This is a genomic window from Nocardiopsis sp. NPDC007018 (assembly GCF_040635075.1).
Classification (GTDB): domain Bacteria; phylum Actinomycetota; class Actinomycetes; order Streptosporangiales; family Streptosporangiaceae; genus Nocardiopsis.
In genome coordinates, this window is sequence record NZ_JBEYHA010000010.1 from 87,168 (window position 1) to 103,484 (window position 16,317).

The window sequence follows — 16,317 nt, forward strand, 5'->3', positions numbered from 1 at the left end:
CGGCTGGTCGGGTGAAGCGGTGGCCTCGGGGTGCGGTCAGGACCGACCGCACCTGAGCGCTGACGTGCGCCTTCATCGGTTGCCCCTAGCGGTGGCCAGGGCCGGGAGGGTGAACTCGGCCCAGATGACCGTGCCCAGTCCTTCGCAGAAGGGGAAGTCCAGCACGGGCCGGAACCCCCACCGGGCCGCGAGGTGGCCGACCATCAGCAGGCCCCGTCCGCGTTCGGCCTGCTCCCACTCGTGCTTGGTCCTCCTGCGCGGGACCCTCGGGAGAGAGTCCACGACGGTACCTGCCCTGGCACCGTCGTCGATGATCGACACCCTCACCAGCCCCGGAACCGGTGCTTCCAGGGTGCGGACCACCCTGCCGTCCGGGTCCTGCCCGGAGCGGGAGTGCTCGCAGGCGTTGGCGAACATCTCGCTCACGCACAACACCATCTCCTCTCGCGCCTCGGCCGGAATCCCGGTCATGCGGTTGAGGTCGGTGTTCAGGTCGGTCCGGACCTGGCTGGTGTGGGAGAGCTGTCCGGGGTAGACCCGGCACTCCCACCGCACGGCGGGCTCGGGCGGGGCGACCGTGTGGTTCAGGGCAGGGGTGTGCGGCACAATGGCCATGTCGGCAATCTCTTTCTCTTCAAGGGGTGAAGCTTGTCGGCCTGCTCTGGGGGTGTTCCAGCACCCGCCAGAGCCTTTTTCATGAACGCCTTCGAGCAGCGCGGAGCGCTCAGGCGGCGTTCGGGGGTTCCGGGTCGTCGTGGTCGGCGCGGTGGCGCTGAGCCAGCAGCCGGGACCCCGGTACCGGCCTGTTGCCGGGAATCCGGGTGGGGGCGGGGTAGTCGTGTACGGCCTGGTCGATGAGCGCTATGGCCCGTTCGGCGTCGCCTTCGTCTCCGGCGATCCGCAGCGCCTCCAGAACCAGAGGCATGCGGTTGCGGAGGGTGTGGTTGTGCCACACGTCCACCTGCGCGGGAGTCAAGTGCCCCGGAGCAGTCAGGGCGTCTCCGGCGCACGCGAGCAGGTCCCTGGTGTCGATGTCCAACATCAGCACCCCACCCCGTTCCTACCGATGACCTCGGCGTCGTCGACGTTCTCGGTGTCGATCTGCATCCACGGGTTGTCGGTCAGGTCGTAGGCCAGGAAGAACCACACCTGCCGGAACTTCGGGTCGCCGTTGTCGCCCCACCGATCCGCCAACGCGTCGATCAGCGCCAACCCCCGACCCGTCGCAGTTCCGGCTTCGATGTCGGCGAACGTGGCGGCGGTGAAGTTGCCCTTCTCCTGCGGCAGACGGCTGCCCTGGTCACGGCAGATCAACGTCATCCCCTTCGCACCCCGATCCACCGTCAACGTGTAGGTGCTGCCCCGCTCACTCGACCGACTGTGCGCGATGGCGTTGTTCGCCAACTCCGATCCGAGCAGGGTGAACAGGAACTGGAACTCCTCACACCGCTCCGCCGCGCTGGTGTCCAGGAACGCGCGGACCAGGGGCATCAGACCGGGCAACCCGGCGAAGGAGTACTGCCGCTTGCGGTAGGGCGGGCCGACGGTTCGGGAGAAGTAGTGGGAGTGGAACGGCTTGATGAAGCTCGCCACGGGGGCCATCACTTCGCGGTGGGCGAGTTCGGGGGAGAACGGCGGAGCGGGCCTCATGGGGTGACCTCCAGGCGTCGCAGTCCGGCCAGGACTTTGCGCAGGACCTCCACCGGGACGGTTTCGACGGGCCTGCGAGGCGAAGGAATCACCGGGCCTCGCAGGCGGCCGGGAGGACTGTGGGGCGCTTGGGTGGGCCATTCGGGCGGGGGCCTCAGATGGTCGGGGTTCATGGTTCTGCTTTCTCGGACGTGAGTTGGGTTGGCTGAGTGAGCCCTGGGCGGTGGGTTTCGCGCCGGGTGCTTGGGCCTGGGCTTTGTATCTGTATGTGTCGAATGAGCCGAAGTCAGACGGACAGAGGCCAGGGGGTTTCCTCACCCGCGGAATCTTGTGAGAGCTCTCTGGGAGAGCTGGGAAGGGCTCACCGAGGGACCTCAGCGAAGACTCCGGTGCCGTACCGCAAGGCACCCCAGGAGGTGGAGCACGCAGCGACCAGGGTGAGCCCACGGCCGTGCAAGGCCGTCGGGACCGGGGTCCGGCGGGTGGGGGTGCGTCCCGCCCGGGGACCAGCGTCGCGAACAACGACACGTACATGGTCTCCGTGGAGGTAGAGACGCACGGTGAATATTCCGCCCTCGTCCCCGCTGAACGTGTGATCCACCGCGTTGGTGGCCAGCTCCGTGATCACCAAAGCGAGGTCCTCGGGGACGCCGACTCCCCATGTGGAGAGCGTCTCGCGGGCCCAGATGCGGACTTCTCGCACGTGGTCGCGCTGGCCGGGGAATCGGCGGCAGGCTTCTGTGATCGACCTGGTGTGTACGGGTTTGGGGGCGGTACACTGCATTCGTTCTCACCTCGGTGCTGTCGGGGTGGGGGCCAGCTCCGGGCGGCCGCCTTCCACATCGGCCACCGGAGCTTTTTGGTTTCTGAACACATCGGGTGTCGGAAACCACCCTGAAAGATCGAACACGCTCCGCGCCAGAGATATCACTGAGCGGTCACAATGACGTGAAGAGGGTGGATCTCGGTGAAGACTTCACCCAGAATTGGTCATCCTGGTAGAACCCCTGTGAATGAGGTTTCCCGTGACCCGCTTGGCCAAGCCGAAACTGGTGGAACTAGGGCTTGTGGTGCAGGCCGCCCGCGATGATGCCCGTGTCAAGCAGAAAGAGCTGGCCAGCGCCCTAAGCATCGTGCCCTCAACCCTCTCCTCGTATGAGCACGGCACCCGGGCGATGTCTGAGGAGATGGCCCTGAACATCGACCACCACCTGAAAAGCTCCGGTGTAGTTCATCGGGCGTGGAAGGCCGCCCACAAGCCTGCGGGGGTACCCTCCTGGTATCCAGAGGTAGAGCACTTGGAGCTGATGATCAGCGAGCTTCGGGAGTACCAGAGTCAGGTGATCCCGGGGTTGATCCAGACCGAGGACTACGCGCGGTCCGCGAACTTTGACACGTCACCTGGGATCGACGAGGCCGAGCTGAATGAGATGATCAAGTCGCGCATGAGGCGACAGGTGATCCTGGAGAACAACCCACCGTTGATCTACATGGTCCTGGAAGCGACTGCTGTAACCAGAGTGATCGGGAGCCGCCGAATCCTCTCTCAGCAGCTCGATCGTGTGCTGTCGCTCATGGAAAACCGGGTAGTACGAGTACAGGTGGTGCCCCCAAACCCGGGGACTCACCCCGGAGCGGCAGGACCGTTCCGCGTATATTCCTTCCCGGACAAGCCGATGATGGCGTCGGCAGAGCATCAGCAGGGCGAGATTCAGATGGACGACAGCCGCAGAGTCCAGGCCTGCCTGGCGGTGTTCACCGCTGTCCAGGCGGAGGCCCTGTCCCCGAGGCAGTCCGCAGAGTTCATCAGGAAGGTCAAGGAAGAGCTAGATGAGTAGTACAGAGCATCCACAGCGTGATTGGCACAAGAGCAGCTACAGCACTGCCAACGGCAGCTGTGTGGAGGTGGCGGAGGGGAGAACCGTTCTCGTGCGGGATACTGAGAACCGGCCCCTAGGGCACCTCGACGCCTCATCGGCGGAGTGGACAGCGTTCGTTAAGGCTGCGACCTCCTAGCCCACGAACGACCGGACCCCGCCATCGGAGCTGGCGGGGTCCGGTTCTGTGTACCGGGACAGGATACCCGCGACCTCCCGACGAAACCTAGGACCAAAAGCAGTTGCGTCGCGGCCATCTCCTTCGGACAGTGTCGAGAGGCGAGGCTGTCCCTTCCCTCCACAGATGAGTACCCGCTCATCCGCGTGGTTGCCTACATCGAGACCGACCAGGACGGCCTGTACGTGGAGGAACCGGAGAAGTTCAATCGCTATACGCTGGTGTTTGATCGCCTCCAGGCAGCAGCGTTGTCCGTCGAAGACAGCTATGGGTTCATGGAGGCGCTCACCGCTCAACCCTGAATGCCCAACCTGAATAGAGGACCCCATGGACCTCAACAACGCCTCGTGGCGCAAGTCCAGCTACTCCGCAGCCAGCAGCAACAACTGCGTGGAGGTCGCTGATCTCTCCGAGGCGACCGCAGTACGTGACACCCAGCACCGCGAGCTGGGCCATCTGTTGTTCAGCCACGACCAGTGGGTCGCGATGACCACCACAGTCCGTACCCAGACGTAGCCGCTCGTGCAACAGAAAAGTCCCCGACCTGCTGTGAGGTCGGGGACTTGCCTGAATACCCGGCCACCATCTTACCGCGCCTGGGCGCAACACTCAGAACCGTCACCTGGGCCACCTGGACGCCCCAGCTCCAGAGTGGGCGGCCCTGGTAGCAGCATTACGCGGCCAGTAGCAGCACGCAGAACCGTAGCCGCTCAGGCCTGTTGAGCGGGGACCGTTCTGCATACTGCCGGATCAGAGACCTCGGGGATGACACACGCATCCAGGACCAAAGGCCTGAAATCCATCCGCAACAAACGCCGCATTGCCGCTCAGGTGCTGGGAACTCAACGGTCGAGGGAAGAAGCTTCTTCCCATCAACCTGCGGAAGTGAGATCGTGGTGGGGATCTCATTGTCCCCCTGGGAGTCGTTCAGCAAGCAAGTGAGGGTACCCATGGCGGAGTGGCACAAGTCCAGTTACAGCGGCGCGCGTGGTGACTGTGTGGAGGTTGCGGAAGGGCTGGTCACCGGTATCCGTGACACGAAGAATCTCCACCTCGGCCACCTTGAGGCTAGTTGGATGGAGTGGAAGGCTTTCGTGGAGGCTGTGCGCCTCTAGGGATGCAGTGGCCCGCGGCAGATCTGAACCTGTTCGGGGAGTAAGCGAGGGATTCTCATGACGGGCTGGCACAAGTCGAGCTACAGCAATGGCACGGGTGGAAACTGCGTTGAAGTTGCGGACGTACCCGGTGGCACCGTAGTCCGCGACTCCAAGTACCCCGAGCACGGCTACCTGCCGTTCTCCGTGCCGGAGTGGGTCGCACTGTTGCGCAGCACGCGATCGTAAGCTGGAAAGTGGGATTCCCTGCGCCAACGAGGGCTCCCCGGTGTTCGCCCCGCGAACACACCCTGCTGTATGGCGACCAGGAAGTCTGAGACCAGACCTTGGCCCGCCGCTGCGGAGGCTCAGGATGTCTTCCTCTGAGCACGGGGCCCAGGTGTGGGCAGTACCAGCATGTGTCAGTCAGTGCCCTCACCCTCAACGGAGGTCGCCCTCATGCACCCTCACATCGACGAACTCATCTTCCACAAGTCGAGCTACAGCGATGGCGGCGGTGGTAACTGCGTGGAGGTCGCCGACCTCCCCGGTGAGCACCTGGTCCGCGATACCCAGAATCGCGACCTGGGCCCCCTGGCTTTCTCCGGTCCTGAGTGGGCCGCCGCCCTCGGTTCCATCCGCACCAACAAGGTCGACGGATGTCCCGCCCTGCACACCGACGAGGGCACCGGGGAGATCATCGTTCAGGGCACGCCCATCACCGACCCGGCCGACCTCGCGCAGCTCAGGCACTTCGGTGAGGGCGAGGCAGCCGTGGCGGTCCCGGCCGAGCTGCTCGTCAACTGGGGGCCAGCCAAGACCGACCAGAAGCCGGACCTCGTTGATCGACCGACCTTCCGCCGACTGTTCGAGACCTTCCAGCACACCGCCTGGCGGCTGGAAACCCGCCGTGGATACGCGTCGGACCGCGAGGACCCCGAATTCCAGGAGTTCCTCAAGACGGGGTCGGCCCCGTGCGACTTCACCGAACCCTGGTTCGGCAACATCAAGGCCCAAACCCAGGCAGGTAAGACGGTCGGTCGCGTCCGGGTCGCCGACCACCCGATGACCGTCGAACAGCTGTTCCTCCTCGACTACGCACGCCACAACGCGGCTGTCGGAGAGGACATCCGGTACCTTCGGCGCGAGGACGCCAAGGGCCTCGGCGACGAGGACTTCTGGATCTTCGACTCCCGCTTGGTAGCGGTGATCCGCTTCGACGAGGCCGACACCATCACGGGCATCGAGCTCGTCACCGAGCCCGCTCGGGTGGTGCGCTACGCCATGATCCGCGACGCGGCGACGCATCACGCGGTGTCCTACGACGAGTTCACAGCGACCGGATGACGTGAGGCCGGGGGGCATTGAGCACCGACTACCAGCAGTCCAGAAGCGTTTGGGCGCACGGCTGCGAGAGCTGAGGTTCACGTGCCCCGACGGCCGGCTCACCGGCAGGGAACTGGCCGCCCGCCTGGGATGGCCGAGCTCGAAGGTCAGCAAACTGGAGAACGGCAAGCAGACGGCCACCCCTGACGACCTGCGTGCCTGGGCCGAGGCGACGGGCCAACCGGAGGTCCGGGGTGAGCTCGTCCACCGCCTGGCCGGGTTCGAGTCCCACATCAGGTCGTGGCGAAAGGCCTTGGCCAACGGCTTCACACCTCTGCACGAGTCGCTGAGCATCGAGATCGACCGCAGCACCGAGATACGGATCTGGGAGGAGGCGGTCGTCCCCGGTCTGCTCCAGACCCCCGAGTACGCACGCCACGTCGTCGAACGTTTTGCCCGGCTACTGGGTGGCGTGGGTGACGTTGAGGGAGCGGTTCGCTCGCGGGCGCGCAGGCAGGATTGGCTCTACCAGCCGGGGCGGAAGGTGCGCGTGCTCATGTGGGAGGCCTCGCTCCGTTCGCTCATCTGCCCATCGGCGGTCCTGGCAGCCCAGCTCGACCGGCTTACAGGGATGATCGGGATGGACACGGTCGAGCTGGGCATTGTCCCGTTCGCGGCGTCTGTGAAGATCGTTCCCGCCAACGGCTTCTGGCTCCTCGACGACCGTCTGGTGGTGGCGGAGGACTGGCACGCCGAGCTGTGGCTTGACGATGACGACAACATGGCGCTGTACTCGAAGGTCTGGCGCACTCTAGGTGAGTCGGCGGTCTACGGGGGCGAAGCCCACCACGTCATCAGCGCGGCACGGCGAACGCTGGATTGGCGATGACGGCAGCTTCTGGGACTCCTCCATCGGCGGCGTTTGTGCGGTTCTTTGGTCATAGCTCCAGGACTTGCCGGTGCCCCGGTATTCCTCTACCGGGATCGGAGAGACTCCTTCGGCCATCCGGTCCTTGTACGTCACGCCGTGCAGATGATCCACCTCGTGTGCCACCAGTCGGGCCAGGGCGTCCGTGAATACCGTGATGGTGGTCGATCCGTCGGGCTTGGTGTGCTCGACTTCGATACGGCGTGAACGTGGGACGAGTCCCCGCACATCGAAGAAGCTCAGACATCCCTCGTACTGGGAATCGGTCTGGCCGGTCTCGTTGATGATCACAGGGTTGAGCAGGAGCACCGTTGCGGCGTCGGGGTTCGGCGGAAGCACGATGGCCGCCGCGTGATCGATTCCGATCTGAGGCGCGGCCAACCCCATGCCCTTGCCGAAGTGGTGGTGGTCGCGTACTCGCTGAACGGCGCGGTGCAGTTGATCGACGACCTCCTCGGCCTGTTGCGCCTGTTCGGGCAGGCGGAAGGGCTTCGCGGGCCGTGCGAGTATCTCCTCGCCTTCCTGCGCGATCCCCGCGGCCCGCATACGGTCGCTGGCCGTGCGAAGCGCCGGGAGAGCGTCGATGTCGCGATCGGGGTTGCCGCGCCATCGCCACTCCAACCGGTAGCGGGCTCCGATCGGAGGATCGTTCGTGTGCCAGCTGAAGATCACTTCGCCGTCGTCTTCTCGGCGCCGTATCGCCGAACGCAGCGGTACGGCCGCCGCCGTGGTCGAGGTCTCGGTTCCCCAGACACCGGGCTCAAGTGAAGCCGGGAAGCGTAGCTCCACGCTCACCGCCCGGGTCGGTAGCCGGATGGCGCGCTGGAACCACTGTCCCCATTGGTCCGAGCCGACGACATAGGAGTATTCGAGCGAGGCCGACTGCCCCGGGTAGAGGGGGAACATCGAGTTCTGGTTCTCGAAGCTCAGCCAGACCTCTTTGAAGGAGTCCCGGTCGTGCTTGGCAACCCAAGTCATGGGCTCGCCGTCACAGGTGGCGGTCAGGTTCAGCCGTTCCCACGTCAGCGGATGGTTGCGGTAGAGCTCGTTCGAGAGTTCGGGTTGGCCCGGGTAGCGGTCGACGCTGATGCGTGCCAGGTAGCGGGTGACGGGTTCGTTGCCGCCGTTGACCACACGGCGCCGCATGAAGGCGGTGTAGGTGCCCTTGTGATAGCGCAGCTCGGCGTGATCGAGGTCGACGAACAACTCACCGTCCCCGGCGGGCGTGGGGCGTGCGTGGGGGGCCGATTGCCAGGAACGCCAGAGCTCTCCCGCGCTGGTCAGTTTCTGCTCGGCCAGGCGCGCGAACTCCTCACTGGCCGGATAGCGCCCGGACTCGACGTGGCTGATGTAGGAGGGGTCGAAGCCCATCGCCTCGGCGAGGGCCTTCTTCGTCAGTCGGCGGAGCTTGCGCCAGTAGGCGAGCGCAGTGGGGAAGTCGGCAGGGTGAGGTGAGGGGGTCATGCGGATGATTATCGCGCACACGGAGTGTGATCGTATGAGTGAATCGTGATTGAACCTCTTTCATTCTGGCCTCACCTGGGCGATCTCGGTTCTCCTTGAAGTGGCCCGGCACCGTCCCGCCTCGTAGTTGACCGGCGGGGCGCATCGGTGCCCCGACCGAGGAGGTTCCCATTGGCTGTCTTCGCTACCGAGCACAAGTCCGCCCCCGGCTATCTGGATGTTGCGGCGAACACCCATGGTGAAGAGAAGGGGTTGTTGGTGTTGCGGGCGCTGAAACGGTTGTGGGCACAGCACCCCCACGTCGTGAGAATCGGTCCTGGCGGAGGCCCCGCGGTGAGATTTCTGGCTTCCCGCCTCCATCGACCCGTCGGGCTGGTCGGCGAGACGATCTCGGCCGACACCGACTCCGGCGTCAACGCTGACGAGCCCTCGGTGCATGTCGGCCTCGGACTGTCCCGGGTGATTCACGCGCCATTCACGCGCGCGCTTCAACGGTCTCGTGAGGCCGCGAGGCGATCGAGGTGGTCGGCGACCACGCGGTTGTGCCGAGCGTCGGCCAGCGCGTGGTGAAGATCCGCCCGCTGCTCGGGGAGAATCGGGTCGCCCAGCCGCTCCGCCTCCTGCTTGAGGTCATTGGTGCGCATCGGAATCTCTTCGGGCATATTCACCATCGGGCCAAATAGCCAAGTCAAAGCTACGTGATCGAAGGACGCGAACCACGCCCACAAACTGGGGTGGGGTGTGGCGGAGATGAACGCCGCTACCTCGTCGGCGATCACCGAACGCGGCTTGACCGAGTCATCCACGCTGTCCAGTGCAAAACCTTCGGTCCCGTATTCGTTGATCAGTGGCAGATGGGGAACCACGTGTTCTCGCAGCCAGGGATTGTCCAAGACGCGTCCCCCGTCGACATTCTCGTTGACCGCGTAGTACTCGACACCATCCTCGCGAACCAGTCCGATCGAGATGAGGTCCAGGCGTACCCCGTCCTCACAGAACTCCGTGTCGTAGAAGATCCGCATCCCAACTCCCAGCAACTTCATGGCGAACGACTGAACAGGTCATGCTCCCTCCTCTGAGCATCGCTGCTGAGGCCGCCTGGCCACGGCACCGGCACGCCGAGGTTCCGAAGAAGGATGATCCTCTCGTGCTCGAGCGCCGAATATTCCTCCTGTTCATCAGGTGATCTCGTGAAGTATGGAAAGGTTCAATGAATGCAAGGGTGTCCGGTTCACCCTTTGGTTGTTATGAGTGGTACTCGCATTTTTGGGGCTTCCCTTCGGGCTGGCCTGGGGTCGCTTCAGTCCGGAGATATTTTCCTGGTCTAGGTTCCATGCTGTCTCTCTGGAATTGCCTTATTTCCTGAATCCATATTCCTTGTCTGCTTAAGCGCGACCCCATTACCCCCCGAATGTTGAAGGAGATACGATGCGCGCCTCGAGGCCGGCCTTGTGCGGCGGTGAGTACCCGAAGGGGAATGGAAGCGTTCCGGAAACGGCACCACCGGCGATGCTCCGTGAAGCGATCTATCGGATCAGCCTGGGCTCTCCACTGCCGCCTGGCCTGCTGGCGGGATCTTTGATCGAGCTCCTTGGCCTGGAGTCCTTCGCCAAGGAACATCTCCTGGCTTCCCTGATGTCCGGACTGATGGCTCGCGGTCCTGCCGAGAGTGAAGTCACGGAGCTCGTTCGGGCGGCGCTCGTCCTCGACACGGTCACTCCAGCGACCCCTCTGGAGCACGGCGTCCAAGGGCTCGTAGTGCTCGCGGGCAGCGGGAAGAAGGGGCTCAAGACGTTCAACATCTCCACGTCCAGTGCCATCGTCGCGGCGGCCGGTGGCGCGTACGTGATCAAGATCGGTTCCTACGCGACGTCCTCGATCATGGGGTCCCGAGACTTCGCCTCGCGGATGGGCCTGCGGCAGAGCCGAACCAGTGGGGCCGCGCTGAGCGCGGTGAGACGCCACGGGTTCGCGTTCGTCCCGGTTGAGGAAACGATCCCGACCCTGGACAGCGTCTACGGGGGGAGGTTCCATGTGCTCACCCCCTTCGGGTTCGGACTCGCTGGCCTGGCTTCACCGGTGGTCGGCGACAAGCTGATCTTCGGTTTGTCGCACCCGAGGGTGGATCTTGCCGCGTCCGTGCTTCGCCAGCTTGGTATCCGCGACGCGGTGGTGGTCGGCTCGCAATGCCGTGCCGGCTACTTCTCGGACGAGCTGGGCGTGGGCGACGCCTCGCTCCTGTGCGAGCTTCGGGACGGGGAGGTTGGTGAGACGCGGATTCTTTCAGCGGACGCCATGCCCGGGACCGAGGCGGTTCGGAGCGGTGCGTTGAGCGCTCCCGAGTCTCAGGACGAGGCACTGCGGTGGGCGTTGGAGGCGGTGAGGGGGCGAGGAAATCCACAACACGTCCACGTCGTCGCACTCAATGCGGCCCTGGTTCTGCACGCCGCCGGGCTCGTCTCAGATCTGGCCGAGGGGTATGAGCGGGCGTGGGGCGTCATCGTGGACGGCCAAGCGGCGGAGAAGCTCGCGGAACTGCGAGAGGAACGCTCATGAGACCTTGGGGAACGCCTTGGGCACTGAGCGCGGACCGCGTGTTGTGGGTCCCTTACGCGCAGAGGGGAAGCATCTACCCCGTCGTGCCACTGGTCCAAGAACTGCGGCGGCGAGGAAAGGACGTCCTGCTCCTCGGGCCGAGCGGATTGGAACACCTGGCCAGAACGCTGGGGGTCGGCTTCCGGCCGTACACCTCGGGCATCTCCTACGACTGGTCCGAACGAGGAAAGTCCGACGGACACGCCTTGGGGCCGCAGGCCCTCGGCCGATCATGGTTCAGCGAGCGCGTACGGGCTGAGTTCCTGGAGGTCGAACGCGCGGCCTCGTCGTTTGGCCCCAGCGTGCTGCTCGCGGATTCATTCGTGGTCGGTGCGGGTCTGGCCGCCGAGTGCCAGAACATCGCCTGGGCATCCTACGTGCACTACCTCTTCGACGAGGGCGCGGAGGTGGACGCCATGCACCGCATCTGGTGGGAGGGTCCTGAACCAGAGCACGAAGCCTATCGCCGTTGGTGGGACGACCTGCGCGGCTGTGTGAGCATGGGTCCCGAGACCCGGCCTCCACAGGACTCGCCCTGGTTGCGGATGTCTCCGCACCTGACCTTCCTGCTCGGACACCCGCTACTCCGCCGAGGACCGAGCGAACCTCCCCGCTATGTGGCACGGACTTCGTTTCCTCCGTGGGACGAGACCGAAACGGACGTCGCCCCGCCAGCGCGGCCGATCAGGACGCCAAGGCGCCCTCGAGTCCTCGTGGCCAACAGCTCCGCTTGGCAGAACGACCTCGCCCTGGTGCGCGCGACTCTTTCCGCCTTGGCGGATCAAGACGTGGACGTGGTCGCCACCGTGGCCGCCAAACACGACCTGGGGGCCGACGTTCCCTCGAACGCGGTCATCTCCGGCTACACCTCCCACACCCTTCTGCTGCCCCACGTGGACGTTGTGGTGTCCACCGCCGGATACGGGCTGGTCAGCAAAGCCTTGTGGTGGGGGCGCCCTCTCGTACTGGCGCCGCGCGGCCGAGACCAGCACTACGTCGCCGAAGCGGTCTCGAGGGCCGGGTGCGGTGTCCAGGTCCCGTGGCCACCCGATCCCTGCGACCTGGGCGGAGCGGTAGAGGCGGCCATCGGCTCCACGCGGGCCCGGGAGCGAGCAGGCCGACTCTCAGGCCCGGTACCGGGATACGCCAGCCCTCGGCGAGCCGCCGACATGCTGCTCGACCTGGCGGGGAGGTCGTGATGGCCCGACTCAGAGTGGCACACGTCCCTGCACGCACTCCGTACGCCCGAAAGCTTACGAGCGCGCACGTGCGGATACTCAACGGATCTGAGGGAGTTCCCCGCGATCTCACCCTGAGGCACATACTCGCGCGACGCCCCTTCACCTGGTTCGACGTACTGCACCTGCACCATGTCGAATTCGACGACCTGTCCGCTCTGCGGCTCGTGCTCTCCGAGTGCGCCCGCGCGGGAAGACGCGTCGTGTTCACGGCGCACGACGTAACGCCGGTGTTCACTTCACGGCGGCTGTACCAGCACAAGCTGCGGACGCTGGTGGAGTGGAACGTCCCGTTCGTCTGTCTGACATCGGGGTCCGCGGCCGAACTACACGCGAAGCTGGGTCCCTCCGTGCGTACGGTCATCGCGCCGCACGGCTACGTCGTCTCGCCCGACGAGCTCCCGCCACTGGCGCGGGAGACCAAGCGCCGGTTCCGGTACTTGATGTTCGGGTCGCTGCGCGAGAACCGAGACGTCTCCACGGTGCTCCACAACTGGAGGTTCGGACGCCAACAGCGTGAGACGGACCTCGAACTGCTGCTACGAGCGCCCGCGTCAGTCAACCTCGAACACGACGGAGAACGCCGGCTCTGGGGCTTGATCTCGTCGATGGCGGTGACGGAACCCCGGCTGAAAGTGGACATCGCTCCTTTCCCCACCGACACGGAGGTGGCCGAAACCGCCGCGGGTTGCGACGCGCTGATACTGCCCTACAGGTGGGGCACACACTCCGGTCAGCTTGAACTCGCCTTCGACCTCGGCCTCCTGCCCATCGTCTCCACAGTCGGATACCTGCACGAGCAATACCGGCAGCACGAGGAGCTGGTGCCCGAGCCCGTGTGGTTCGACTGGTCGGACGGCAACGCGTACGCCTACGGCGAGCGGTTCTTGCGGGCCTTGGACCGGGCGGTCACTCACGGGGACGCCGACGGCTCCACGAATGGGCACGCGGACTTCGCCGACCACCGCCGGGCGGAGCACGAGATGGTCATGGCCGCGCACCACGACCTTTACGAGTGCCCATGGACGTAGCTCGCCGTGCCCGTAGGCCCCGAAGACTCCGCGAACGGTCGGCTCTCCCGTGAGTGTTCGGAACCGCACCGCTGAGCACTCTCGGCAGGGAAGCAGCAGAGACGGAAGGAGAAGGATGACCTCGACCCATCAAGGCGTCGTCTTCGACTTGTTCGGCACACTCGTGGACGCCCCCACGAGCGAGGATCGGCGGGCCATGGCGCAGGAGATCGCGACGGTCACCGACGCTCGTCACGAAGCCGTCGAGACGCTCCTCGTCGACAGCTGGGCCGAACGCCACGACGGGCGGCTGCGGACCCGGGCCTCACTCGCCTCCCACTTCGCACGCCGCTGCGGTGCCCCGAGCATGACCAACGAAGTTGAACGGCTCCTGGAGCGGCGAGCGGCCGAACGACTGGAGGCCGACGACAGCGTCATCCACCTGATGCGCGGCCTTCGAGCGCGAGGATTGAGGGTCGGAGTGCTGAGCGATGCTTCCGCCGACATCGCCCAGGAGTGGCCCCACTGCCGCTTGGCCCAGGTGGTGGACGCCGCAGTGTTCAGCTGCCAAGCCCGACGGATCAAACCCCACCCCGACCTCTACTCCCGCGTCAGTGCTCAGCTGGCCATCATCCCCGAACGGTTGTCGTACTGCGGGGACGGAGGAGGCGACGAACTGAGAGGCGCCGTCGCGGTCGGGCTGCGAGCCATCGGAGTCCGGCGCAGGGGCGGCCACGGAGCCCTGGCATTCGGGGCACAGCAATGGAACGGTCCGATGCTCGCGCGGGTCGAGGACCTCCCAAGCTGCGCTCTCTTCGGGGAGGGCACATGAGGCACGCACACTCCCGCACGGGGTCCTGGAGCGCCCTCGCTGGCCGTCTGAGATGGGGCACGCAGGAGCCTCCGACACCCGGGCCGGACGAGATTCTGGTGAAGGTCGCCTTCGCCGGAGTCTGCGGCAGCGACCTCGCCAAGCTCAACCGCTCACCCATCGCCGTCCCCGAACGCCGATGGTGCCCCGGGCACGAGGTCACCGGGTGGGACCTCGAGCGCTCCTCAGCCCGCCCCGTGGTCATCGACCCCCTCATCCCCTGCGACGACTGCGTCCGCTGTTCCCGCGGCGAGACTCACCTGTGTCCAGAGCTTCGGCGCCTGGGGTGGGACCTTCCGGGTGGCTTCGCCCACTTCCTCACCGTTCCACGAACCGCCGTGACCGAGTTGCCCGAGGAAGCGGACCTGGCGTACGGAGTCCTGGCCGACCCCTTGGCCGTCGCGATCCACGGCCTTCGCTGTGCCCTGCCCCCCACATTCGGCGGTCGTCTGGCCGTCATCGGTTCAGGCGCCGTGGCGATCTGTACAGCGGCCTATGCCGTCCACCTCGGATGGCACGTCAGCCTGATGGTGCGCGACATGTCCAGGGTGGCGGTGCTCCAGGGCAAGCTCGACGACGCCACCCTCGGCCTGGTCGGGGCTTTCCCGAACTCGCACTTCGACGCCGTGGTGGACGCCGCCAGCGGGCGCGATGCCCAACCACTGGACAGTGCTCTCACTCTGGTCCGGGACGGGGGCCACGTGGTGGTGCAGAACGCCTACGAGCCCGGTGTCCGTCTCGGCCGGGACCTGAGGGAAGTCTTTCGCCGGTCCCTCACCATCACCGGGTCGTTCTCCTTCTGCCGCCGAGACGGCCACGACTTCGCCGAGGCCCTGCACCTCCTCGCGGCGCGACCGGAGTGGGCAGCGGCACTCACCCGTGACCGCTATCCCCTCCATGAGCTTCCCGAGGTCCTTGAACGGATGCGTACCTGCGACTCCGACCGACCCCTCAAGGCAGTGCTCACAACCGAAGGCGCCATCGCGTCATGACCATCCTCGAACAGGAGGCCCCGTTGTCCACACCCCCCGTGTTCTACTCCGAGGACTACTACAAGAACGTCGTGCGGGAGTACGGTTACGACACCTTCGACCTTCGGCGATTCGACTTCTCCATCGCAGGTATCGAGCACGATGAGCTGAATCTCCGCTACCTGTGTCACCACTCGGCCGACCGATTCGCCACGACCGATATCCGTAGACGGATCATCACGACAGGGTTCGGCATGTCAGGGCCACCTCACATGGCCAGCGCCTCGCAGATCATGAAGATGGTCCGACTGCAACAGGGTGGCGAGGCGTGCCAGATCGTCCTCGGGGACATGGACGCCTACAACGGACGCACCCGTTCCTACGGGTTCACCCGCGAGCTCGCCGAGCGGTTCCGCGCCTTCGCCACGCGGCTGGGGTTCGACGACGCACGCGGGGTCCTGCGCGATCAGGCCACCAGCGTCGACGTGTTGACGACCATGTACCTGCTGGGTCGCTACACCGAGGACGCTGACTTCGACGCTGCCGAAGAGGACAACCACCCCTACTACGCGTCGAGGGGCCTCGTTGACGAGACCATGACGTTTCGCCGTCGATTGTCCCTCGCGCTCATGGCTGCGGACTTCGTCTCCCTCGGTCAGAGCTATGACGCGGTTCTGGTCCTACTCGGTGTCGACGAGCACAAGTACGTGCGCTTCGCACAACAAGTGAAAGGACGTTTCGACCAAGATGTCCCGTTGTGCGGTGATTTTTTGTTATCCGCGATCTATACGCGAATGAACCGGGGGTTCCATGGGCACCCGAAGTCCTCCAAGAGCATCCCGGGGTCAGGGATCACCGTGGAGTCCGATGCCGACGAGATCCGGCAGCTGGTCACATCGGACCTCACGCGAGATCCCGCGCTGTCCCCCGTGTTTCAACTCATGTATCAGATGACCTACACCTCCTACGAGGAGCTGCTGACCATCCACCAGGCCTGTCGCGAGGGATCACGGAGATGGGACGCGGAAAAAGGGCGATTCGTCGACTACCTCGTGCACGTCAAAGAGCTGTGGCCCTGAGATGGAACAGCACGTGGGGAGCTCCCCGGTACACTC

General features: G+C 65.3%; 20 protein-coding genes. 14 read left to right on the top strand and 6 right to left on the bottom strand.

Annotation, left to right across the window (positions count from 1 at the left end):
- Positions 1-72: 72 nt before the first annotated feature.
- The 4 genes from ABZ635_RS07940 to ABZ635_RS07955 form a co-directional block, all read right to left on the bottom strand.
- The gene (locus ABZ635_RS07940; RefSeq protein WP_357760628.1) at positions 73-615 is read right to left on the bottom strand and encodes an ATP-binding protein; all 543 of its coding nucleotides are present in this window, start codon (positions 613-615) and stop codon (positions 73-75) included.
- A gap of 109 nt (positions 616-724) precedes the next feature.
- Entirely contained in the window at positions 725-1,042 is a 318-nt protein-coding gene (locus ABZ635_RS07945; RefSeq protein ID WP_357760631.1) for a hypothetical protein, read from the bottom strand.
- Positions 1,042-1,650 (bottom strand): ATP-binding protein, encoded by a 609-nt coding sequence (locus ABZ635_RS07950; RefSeq protein ID WP_357760634.1) that lies wholly within the window; start codon positions 1,648-1,650, stop codon positions 1,042-1,044. Before ABZ635_RS07950 ends, ABZ635_RS07945 begins: the two co-directional genes overlap by 1 nt.
- A 361-nt stretch (positions 1,651-2,011) precedes the next feature.
- Positions 2,012-2,434, bottom strand: a complete 423-nt coding sequence (locus ABZ635_RS07955; RefSeq protein ID WP_357760637.1) for an ATP-binding protein — start codon at positions 2,432-2,434, stop codon at positions 2,012-2,014.
- A 241-nt stretch (positions 2,435-2,675) separates the two neighbouring features.
- Between ABZ635_RS07955 and ABZ635_RS07960 the strand changes: the two genes are divergently transcribed.
- The 8 genes from ABZ635_RS07960 to ABZ635_RS07995 all read left to right on the top strand — a co-directional run bounded on the left by ABZ635_RS07960 (position 2,676) and on the right by ABZ635_RS07995 (position 7,014).
- Positions 2,676-3,488, top strand: a complete 813-nt coding sequence (locus ABZ635_RS07960; protein WP_357760640.1) for a helix-turn-helix transcriptional regulator — start codon at positions 2,676-2,678, stop codon at positions 3,486-3,488.
- Entirely contained in the window at positions 3,481-3,666 is a 186-nt protein-coding gene (locus ABZ635_RS07965; RefSeq protein WP_357760643.1) for a DUF397 domain-containing protein, read from the top strand. The genes ABZ635_RS07960 and ABZ635_RS07965 overlap by 8 nt, the downstream gene beginning before the upstream one ends.
- Positions 3,667-3,851: 185 nt before the next feature.
- Positions 3,852-4,007: a Scr1 family TA system antitoxin-like transcriptional regulator gene (locus tag ABZ635_RS07970; RefSeq protein ID WP_357760646.1), complete on the top strand. Its 156-nt coding sequence runs from the start codon at positions 3,852-3,854 to the stop codon at positions 4,005-4,007.
- 25 nt (positions 4,008-4,032) lie between these two features.
- Positions 4,033-4,221, top strand: a complete 189-nt coding sequence (locus ABZ635_RS07975) for a DUF397 domain-containing protein (RefSeq protein ID WP_357760649.1) — start codon at positions 4,033-4,035, stop codon at positions 4,219-4,221.
- Positions 4,222-4,655: 434 nt separating this feature from the next.
- On the top strand, positions 4,656-4,820 hold the full coding sequence (locus ABZ635_RS07980) for a DUF397 domain-containing protein (RefSeq protein ID WP_357760651.1): 165 nt from the start codon (positions 4,656-4,658) through the stop codon (positions 4,818-4,820).
- 57 nt (positions 4,821-4,877) lie between these two features.
- Complete coding sequence (locus ABZ635_RS07985; protein WP_357760654.1) at positions 4,878-5,048, top strand: DUF397 domain-containing protein; 171 nt, start codon at positions 4,878-4,880, stop codon at positions 5,046-5,048.
- Between the two features lie 210 nt (positions 5,049-5,258).
- Positions 5,259-6,146, top strand: coding sequence for a DUF397 domain-containing protein (locus tag ABZ635_RS07990; protein WP_357760657.1), 888 nt, complete (start codon positions 5,259-5,261; stop codon positions 6,144-6,146).
- A 49-nt stretch (positions 6,147-6,195) separates the two neighbouring features.
- On the top strand, positions 6,196-7,014 hold the full coding sequence (locus ABZ635_RS07995) for a helix-turn-helix transcriptional regulator (RefSeq protein WP_357760661.1): 819 nt from the start codon (positions 6,196-6,198) through the stop codon (positions 7,012-7,014).
- Here ABZ635_RS07995 and ABZ635_RS08000 read toward each other — a convergent pair.
- Positions 6,937-8,517 carry a peptide deformylase gene (locus ABZ635_RS08000; protein ID WP_357760663.1) on the bottom strand — a complete coding sequence of 527 codons (1,581 nt, stop codon included), beginning with the start codon at positions 8,515-8,517 and terminating at the stop codon, positions 6,937-6,939. The two genes, ABZ635_RS07995 and ABZ635_RS08000, sit on opposite strands and share 78 nt — an antisense overlap.
- A gap of 488 nt (positions 8,518-9,005) precedes the next feature.
- Entirely contained in the window at positions 9,006-9,539 is a 534-nt protein-coding gene (locus tag ABZ635_RS08005) for a hypothetical protein (RefSeq protein ID WP_357760666.1), read from the bottom strand.
- A 406-nt stretch (positions 9,540-9,945) separates the two neighbouring features.
- On the opposite strand from ABZ635_RS08005, the gene ABZ635_RS08010 reads away from it, so the two are divergent.
- From ABZ635_RS08010 to ABZ635_RS08035, 6 genes are all read left to right on the top strand, one after another.
- A complete protein-coding gene (locus ABZ635_RS08010; RefSeq protein WP_357760668.1) occupies positions 9,946-11,073 on the top strand; it encodes a hypothetical protein in 1,128 nt (375 codons plus the stop codon).
- 83 nt (positions 11,074-11,156) lie between these two features.
- Complete coding sequence (locus ABZ635_RS08015) at positions 11,157-12,311, top strand: nucleotide disphospho-sugar-binding domain-containing protein (RefSeq protein ID WP_357760671.1); 1,155 nt, start codon at positions 11,157-11,159, stop codon at positions 12,309-12,311.
- 68 nt (positions 12,312-12,379) lie between these two features.
- The gene (locus ABZ635_RS08020; protein ID WP_357760674.1) at positions 12,380-13,381 is read left to right on the top strand and encodes a hypothetical protein; all 1,002 of its coding nucleotides are present in this window, start codon (positions 12,380-12,382) and stop codon (positions 13,379-13,381) included.
- A 115-nt stretch (positions 13,382-13,496) separates the two neighbouring features.
- On the top strand, positions 13,497-14,192 hold the full coding sequence (locus ABZ635_RS08025) for an HAD family hydrolase (protein WP_357760677.1): 696 nt from the start codon (positions 13,497-13,499) through the stop codon (positions 14,190-14,192).
- Entirely contained in the window at positions 14,189-15,223 is a 1,035-nt protein-coding gene (locus tag ABZ635_RS08030) for an alcohol dehydrogenase catalytic domain-containing protein (protein ID WP_357760680.1), read from the top strand. Before ABZ635_RS08025 ends, ABZ635_RS08030 begins: the two co-directional genes overlap by 4 nt.
- Positions 15,220-16,281, top strand: a complete 1,062-nt coding sequence (locus tag ABZ635_RS08035) for a hypothetical protein (protein ID WP_357760683.1) — start codon at positions 15,220-15,222, stop codon at positions 16,279-16,281. The genes ABZ635_RS08030 and ABZ635_RS08035 overlap by 4 nt, the downstream gene beginning before the upstream one ends.
- The last annotated feature ends 36 nt before the right edge of the window (positions 16,282-16,317 follow it).

What these genes read in the sequence shown, in the direction of transcription:
- ABZ635_RS07940 (WP_357760628.1), bottom strand. Translation starts at nt 615, where the DNA reads ATGGCCATTGTGCCGCACACCCCTGCCCTGAACCACACGGTCGCCCCG.
- ABZ635_RS07945 (WP_357760631.1), bottom strand. Translation starts at nt 1,042, where the DNA reads ATGTTGGACATCGACACCAGGGACCTGCTCGCGTGCGCCGGAGACGCC.
- ABZ635_RS07950 (WP_357760634.1), bottom strand. Translation starts at nt 1,650, where the DNA reads ATGAGGCCCGCTCCGCCGTTCTCCCCCGAACTCGCCCACCGCGAAGTG.
- ABZ635_RS07955 (WP_357760637.1), bottom strand. Translation starts at nt 2,434, where the DNA reads ATGCAGTGTACCGCCCCCAAACCCGTACACACCAGGTCGATCACAGAA.
- ABZ635_RS07965 (WP_357760643.1), top strand. Translation starts at nt 3,481, where the DNA reads ATGAGTAGTACAGAGCATCCACAGCGTGATTGGCACAAGAGCAGCTAC.
- ABZ635_RS07975 (WP_357760649.1), top strand. Translation starts at nt 4,033, where the DNA reads ATGGACCTCAACAACGCCTCGTGGCGCAAGTCCAGCTACTCCGCAGCC.
- ABZ635_RS07980 (WP_357760651.1), top strand. Translation starts at nt 4,656, where the DNA reads ATGGCGGAGTGGCACAAGTCCAGTTACAGCGGCGCGCGTGGTGACTGT.
- ABZ635_RS07985 (WP_357760654.1), top strand. Translation starts at nt 4,878, where the DNA reads ATGACGGGCTGGCACAAGTCGAGCTACAGCAATGGCACGGGTGGAAAC.
- ABZ635_RS07990 (WP_357760657.1), top strand. Translation starts at nt 5,259, where the DNA reads ATGCACCCTCACATCGACGAACTCATCTTCCACAAGTCGAGCTACAGC.
- ABZ635_RS08000 (WP_357760663.1), bottom strand. Translation starts at nt 8,517, where the DNA reads ATGACCCCCTCACCTCACCCTGCCGACTTCCCCACTGCGCTCGCCTAC.
- ABZ635_RS08005 (WP_357760666.1), bottom strand. Translation starts at nt 9,539, where the DNA reads ATGCGGATCTTCTACGACACGGAGTTCTGTGAGGACGGGGTACGCCTG.
- ABZ635_RS08010 (WP_357760668.1), top strand. Translation starts at nt 9,946, where the DNA reads ATGCGCGCCTCGAGGCCGGCCTTGTGCGGCGGTGAGTACCCGAAGGGG.
- ABZ635_RS08025 (WP_357760677.1), top strand. Translation starts at nt 13,497, where the DNA reads ATGACCTCGACCCATCAAGGCGTCGTCTTCGACTTGTTCGGCACACTC.
- ABZ635_RS08030 (WP_357760680.1), top strand. Translation starts at nt 14,189, where the DNA reads ATGAGGCACGCACACTCCCGCACGGGGTCCTGGAGCGCCCTCGCTGGC.
- ABZ635_RS08035 (WP_357760683.1), top strand. Translation starts at nt 15,220, where the DNA reads ATGACCATCCTCGAACAGGAGGCCCCGTTGTCCACACCCCCCGTGTTC.